The organism is Malonomonas rubra, from assembly GCF_003247215.1.
GTDB classification, from domain to species: Bacteria; Desulfobacterota; Desulfuromonadia; order Desulfuromonadales; family Geopsychrobacteraceae; genus Malonomonas; species Malonomonas rubra_A.
On sequence record NZ_QKAP01000047.1, the window covers coordinates 1 to 5,268 of the forward strand.

Sequence of the window (5,268 nt, forward strand, 5' to 3'; positions counted from 1 at the left end):
ACAACCCGAAGGCCTTCTTCACTCACGCGGCATGGCTGGATCAGGGTTGCCCCCATTGTCCAAAATTCCCCACTGCTGCCTCCCGTAGGAGTCTGGGCCGTGTCTCAGTCCCAGTGTGGCGGATCATCCTCTCAGACCCGCTACAGATCGTAGCCTTGGTAGGCCTTTACCCCACCAACTAGCTAATCTGATATCGGCCGCTCCATCAGCGCGAGGTCTTGCGATCCCCCGCTTTCCTCCTCAGAGAATATGCGGTATTAGCTATCCTTTCGGATAGTTATCCCCCACTGAAGGGTACGTTCCGATACATTACTCACCCGTTCGCCACTCGCCACCAGGTGCAAGCACCCGTGCTGCCGTTCGACTTGCATGTGTAAGGCATGCCGCCAGCGTTCAATCTGAGCCAGGATCAAACTCTTCAGTTCAATCCAACAAACTCGCAAATTCACTGACGGTAGATTTCTCTACCTATTACTCGGTGTATTTGCCTTAATACTCTTGCGACCTAAGTCGCTTCGCATCAAGACACCCACACCTATCGGTTGTCCTAACTTTTAAAGATCAATTCCGCCGCGCCGTCGCATCAACTTCGTCAGCAGCAGAGAAGCGAGATTATGAAGCAACTCCTCACTTCCGTCAAGCACTTCAGAAAAATTTCTTTCTCTTCACCGCTTACACAAACGCTCTGGTTGCGGGGGCAGGATTTGAACCTGCGACCTTCGGGTTATGAGCCCGACGAGCTGCCAGACTGCTCCACCCCGCGTCAGAGAGGCCGAATTATGCCCCCTCCCCAGTCTCGTGTCAACTTCTTTCCCGAATTTTCTACCCTATGTCGCGCCCCCCTGGGGTTGAAAGTAGAATTTTTTCAGAGCAACCCGACGAAGTCTTACTAAGGCTGTGACGCCCCCCCGTTTTCAGTAGCAGAAGGCTTTAGAGTCCAGGGGAGAGCGTGTCCGGAATTTTGTGTAAACGGGGTTTTGGTTAAACGTTGTTTATCCTGTCTTCAAACTGGATAGTAAAGCGAGTCAGCGCCGCCTTCCAATCCCGAATCGGCATGGTCCATTTTCGGCTGATGTTGCGCAGCGCCAGGTAGAACAGTTTCAGCAGTGCTTCATCGCTCGGAAACGAGCCGCGGTTCTTGGTGATTTTGCGCAGGCTCATGTTCACCGATTCGATCGCATTGGTCGTGTAGATGACCTTGCGAATCTCCGGCGGGTAGTCGAAGAACGGGATGATCCTCGGCCAGTTCCGACGCCAAGACTGACTGATCGGCAGGTAGGCATCGTCCCATTTGTCCTCGAATTCGCCCAGCATCTGCTCGGCCTCGTCAGCTGTGGCGCAGGTGTAGATTCGCTTCAGGTCAGCGGCGACCTCCGGTCGCATTTTCCACGAGACGTAGTTCAGGCTATGCCGCACCATATGGACGATACAGAGCTGAACGGCAGCCCGGGGGTAGACAGCCTCAATGGCCTCCGGGAAGCCCTTGAGGCCATCCACGCAGGCAATAAAGATGTCCTGTACGCCACGGTTCTTCATCTCGGTGATGACCTGTAGCCAGAACTTGGCGCCCTCGGTCTGGGCGATCCATAGGCCCAGCACTTCCTTCTCGCCGGCCATGTTGAGGCCGATGGCGAGATAGACCGCTTTGACCCGCACACTGCCGTCCCTGACCTTTACATGGATGCAGTCGAGATAAACGATGGGGTAAATGCTATCCAGGGGCCGGGACTGCCAAGCCTTCACCTCTTCGATCACGGCATCGGTGACGGAGGAAATCAAGGTCGGCGACACCTCGGTGCCATACATCTCTTCAAGATGGGCCTGTATCTCGCGAACCGTCATTCCTCGGGCGTAGAGCGACAGAATCTTGTCGTCAAAGCCGCTCCAGCGGGTCTGATGCTTCGGGATCAGTTGTGGCTCGAACGTGCCGTGGCGGTCACGGGGAATTTCAATGGGCAGTTCGCCGAACTCGCCCTTCAAGGTCTTCTTGCTCTTGCCGTTGCGGGTATTGCCGGCAGGATTCTCTACCGGCTCATTCTTCCCGTGGCCGAGGTGGTCGGCCATCTCCGCTTCCAACGCCTTCTCGACCAGCAGCTTGGTCAGTTGCTTGAGCAACCCATTCTCGCCAATCAGGTCTTCCGGCTTGCGGTAGTCAGCCAACAGGCTGTCCAGTAACTCCTTGGGTACTGCTTTCTTTCCTACGGTCATCATCGCTCCTGGCAATGTGGCAGTTTCCTGCCGGCTGACCGTTTACACAAAAAATCTTACACGCTCAAGCGAAGTGACCTCCGCTCGCTAAGCCCCTTGTCGATCAGATAGCGCACCAGATCACGCCGTGACGGTGCGCTCACCACTTTTTTCTCAGGGCCTCTTTGGCGATCTCGTTTTCCAGCATCGTTTCGGCCAGCAGCTTCTGCAAGCGCGTGTTTTCCGTTTCGAGCTCCTTGAGGCGCTTGGCGTCCGACACACTCATGCCGCGGAACCTGCTGCGCCAGAGGTAGTAACTCGCTTCTGAGAAGGCGTGCTTGCGGCACAGTTCCGAAACCGGCATCCCTGCCTCCGCTTCCCGCAGGAAACCAATGATCTGTTCTTCGGTGAATCGCTTCTTCATGTCCAATCTCCTTATCGTGAAAGATTGGACTCTAAAGTCTGCCGCTACTCAATTCCAGGGGGACGTCGGGCCCACTCGCCCCCCACCTTCACTACGCACGAGCAAGACCTTCTGCACGCCCCGATCATGCGAAATGGAAACTCATGCAGAAAACGAGGAGCCACACCCGCAAGTTGAGGTGGCATTTGGATTGCGGATCACGAATTGCGAGCCCTCCAGACCTTCGGTGTAATCAATCTCAGCGCCAACGAGGTATTGATAGCTCATCGGATCAATGAGAAGTTGCACACCATTCTTCTCCATCATCGTATCGTCGTCTGCAACCTCTTCATCAAAGGTGAAGCCATACTGGAATCCAGAACACCCCCCCCCGGTCACGAACACGCGCAATTTCAACTCCGCGTTACCCTCCTCATCGATCAACTCCCTCACCTTTTTAGCTGCACTATCGGTGAACACGATGGGCGCCACGCTTTCAACAACCTCACTCATAAAACACTCCTAAACAATAAAAAACCAAAAGTCACCATTAGGCCTCAGCGCTGGAAATAGGTTCCCGTTGCGCATCGTCCACATGAACCAAACGCCCTTCGATGACGGCTCCTTGATGCATTTCGATCGCACTGTAAGAAACATCTCCGACTATTCTGGCTTTCGGTTGCATTTCCAGAGTCTCACTGACCGAAACCGGCCCCACAATGGTTCCATTCAGAACCAAATGCCCAACAGCAACAGCACCTTCTATGCGCGCCTGATCGCTGACCATCAGGGTGGTGACCCCCCCAACCGCCAAGGACTCAACACTGCCGCGGACCTCGCCATCGATTCGCAAACCGCCGCTGAAACGAACCTTGCCTTCCACGGTTGTTCCAACACCGATCAAACTATCGATTCGCGCTTGAGAGCCTCCCTGCACCTTCTTTCCAAACATTATATTTCTCCGGCTTACTGTGAGCACAAAGGCACACCCCGCACTCAAAACTCCATTCTTTGCGATGCAACAACCTTACCATTCTGCAACAGCGAAGCGTCCACAGACAAAAGGACAGCCCCTTCGGGCAATTCAAACCAGCCCTCCCTTCTGAGAAAGTGCCGAATTTCCACTCCACCAGATACAGGCTGCCTACGCTCGACTCCTACGGCGTCCTTGAAAATTGCCACAACATCGTATTTGCCTTGAAAAACCACCCCTCTGCGCGCCGGCTGATAGGCGAAAAGCAATCGATACCGATACCTTCCTCCGGTATCCGGCTTGACCCGCAAGCTCTCTATCCTCACAGCCGACTCTTGGCCCATCACGGGTATCAAGCGCTCAAAGATCAACATATCTTCTTTGAGCGCAGCATTCTCGGCCTCCAGCTCAGCAAGCCTTGCGGCAAGCTGTCGCTGTGCAGCGCGCTCCATACTGACCGCGCTTTGCCCCGTTCCTGCTGACGAACGCAGAGCAACCAACTCCGCCTGCTGGGAATTCAAGCGCTCATTCAATTCGGCCAAACGCTCACTCTCCCCCAAGCGCCCCGAATACAGCGACCAAAATATGAATCCCAGAAGGAGCAGCATAATCGCCGCACCGAGCATTTGCCATTTGGGCGGCACAGCAGTCCTGACAACCACTCGCGGGGCAGCAATACCAAAGCGACTTCTGAATCGCTTCAAACGCAAACTTACAGCAGGAGAGGGCATCTGATCGCAGTGGAGTAGCAAAACGACGGGCACTGCGATTTTGCCACAGTACCCACCACGCTGCTAAGACAAGCCTTCGCAAAAAAAAAGCCGCCCGAAGGCGGCTTTCTGAGAGAACTCAGCGCTTGGAGAATTGCTTCCGGCGACGCGCCTTGTGGAAACCAACCTTTTTGCGCTCCACTTCGCGAGCATCACGGGTAACGAAACCAGCTTTCGAGAGCGCCGGCTTCAGTGCCGCATCGAACTCGATCAACGCGCGAGTGATTCCGTGCCGGACCGCACCGGCCTGGCCAGACTCACCACCACCTGTGACATTGACCTTGATGTCGAAACCACTGAGTTGTTCAACCAGCGCCAAAGGCTGACGAACGATCATACGACCCGTTTCACGGGAGAAAAACTGATCAACCGGCTTGCCATTAACCATGATCACGCCAGAACCACGCTTCATGAAAACGCGAGCAACGGCGCTCTTGCGACGACCAGTGCCGTAAAAGTAAGCTTCTGCCATGTTACCCCCTTAGATATCCAGCGCTTTCGGCTGCTGAGCGGTATGAGGATGTTGATCACCAGCGTAGCACTTCAGCTTCTTCAACATGGCATAACCCAGCGGCCCCTTGGGCAGCATGCCCTTAACAGCCTTCTCCAGGGCACGCCCGGGAAAACGCTGTTGCATCTTCTTGAAACTAGTCTCGTAAATACCACCCGGATAACCAGAATGGCGATAGTACTTTTTGTCCTCCGCCTTATTGCCCGTGACGGCAATCTTTTCGACATTGGTAACAACGATGAAATCACCGGTATCAACGTGCGGAGTATAAATAGCCTTGTGCTTGCCACGCAGACGACGGGCAATTTCGGTTGCGAGGCGGCCGAGCACCTTGTCTGTGGCGTCTACCACAAACCACTCGCGCTTCACCTCATGTGGCTTGGCGGAAAACGTTTTCATGTGTGTGCCGTCCTGAAAAATGGGC

The 5,268-nt window shown here is 54.7% G+C and carries 6 protein-coding genes, 1 tRNA gene, 1 rRNA gene and 1 pseudogene; all 9 read right to left on the minus strand.

Going from position 1 to position 5,268, the window contains the following annotated elements; translation table 11 throughout:
- A 16S ribosomal RNA gene (locus Q7J88_RS04280) occupies nucleotides 1-425 on the minus strand; the annotation flags it as partial.
- 261 nt (nucleotides 426-686) lie between these two features.
- Nucleotides 687-763, minus strand: a tRNA-Met gene (locus Q7J88_RS04285).
- 218 nt (nucleotides 764-981) lie between these two features.
- Nucleotides 982-2,208, minus strand: a complete 1,227-nt coding sequence (locus tag Q7J88_RS04290) for an IS256 family transposase (protein ID WP_303720924.1) — start codon at nucleotides 2,206-2,208, stop codon at nucleotides 982-984.
- A gap of 65 nt (nucleotides 2,209-2,273) precedes the next feature.
- Nucleotides 2,274-2,611: pseudogene (locus Q7J88_RS04295) on the minus strand (transposase); the annotation flags it as partial.
- Nucleotides 2,612-2,752: 141 nt separating this feature from the next.
- A complete protein-coding gene (gene erpA / locus Q7J88_RS04300) occupies nucleotides 2,753-3,103 on the minus strand; it encodes an iron-sulfur cluster insertion protein ErpA (RefSeq protein ID WP_303720919.1) in 351 nt (116 codons plus the stop codon).
- Nucleotides 3,104-3,140: 37 nt separating this feature from the next.
- Entirely contained in the window at nucleotides 3,141-3,542 is a 402-nt protein-coding gene (locus Q7J88_RS04305) for a polymer-forming cytoskeletal protein (protein ID WP_303720920.1), read from the minus strand.
- A 44-nt stretch (nucleotides 3,543-3,586) separates the two neighbouring features.
- A complete protein-coding gene (locus Q7J88_RS04310; RefSeq protein ID WP_303720921.1) occupies nucleotides 3,587-4,105 on the minus strand; it encodes a DUF6776 family protein in 519 nt (172 codons plus the stop codon).
- Between the two features lie 307 nt (nucleotides 4,106-4,412).
- Nucleotides 4,413-4,805, minus strand: coding sequence for a 30S ribosomal protein S9 (gene rpsI, locus Q7J88_RS04315; RefSeq protein ID WP_303720922.1), 393 nt, complete (start codon nucleotides 4,803-4,805; stop codon nucleotides 4,413-4,415).
- Between the two features lie 9 nt (nucleotides 4,806-4,814).
- The gene (gene rplM / locus Q7J88_RS04320) at nucleotides 4,815-5,243 is read right to left on the minus strand and encodes a 50S ribosomal protein L13 (protein ID WP_303720923.1); all 429 of its coding nucleotides are present in this window, start codon (nucleotides 5,241-5,243) and stop codon (nucleotides 4,815-4,817) included.
- Nucleotides 5,244-5,268 lie beyond the last annotated feature (25 nt).

Coding starts and splice junctions, on each gene's coding strand:
- erpA (WP_303720919.1), bottom strand. CDS start 3,103: ATGAGTGAGGTTGTTGAAAGCGTGGCGCCCATCGTGTTCACCGATAGT.
- rpsI (WP_303720922.1), bottom strand. CDS start 4,805: ATGGCAGAAGCTTACTTTTACGGCACTGGTCGTCGCAAGAGCGCCGTT.
- Q7J88_RS04305 (WP_303720920.1), bottom strand. CDS start 3,542: ATGTTTGGAAAGAAGGTGCAGGGAGGCTCTCAAGCGCGAATCGATAGT.
- rplM (WP_303720923.1), bottom strand. CDS start 5,243: ATGAAAACGTTTTCCGCCAAGCCACATGAGGTGAAGCGCGAGTGGTTT.
- Q7J88_RS04290 (WP_303720924.1), bottom strand. CDS start 2,208: ATGACCGTAGGAAAGAAAGCAGTACCCAAGGAGTTACTGGACAGCCTG.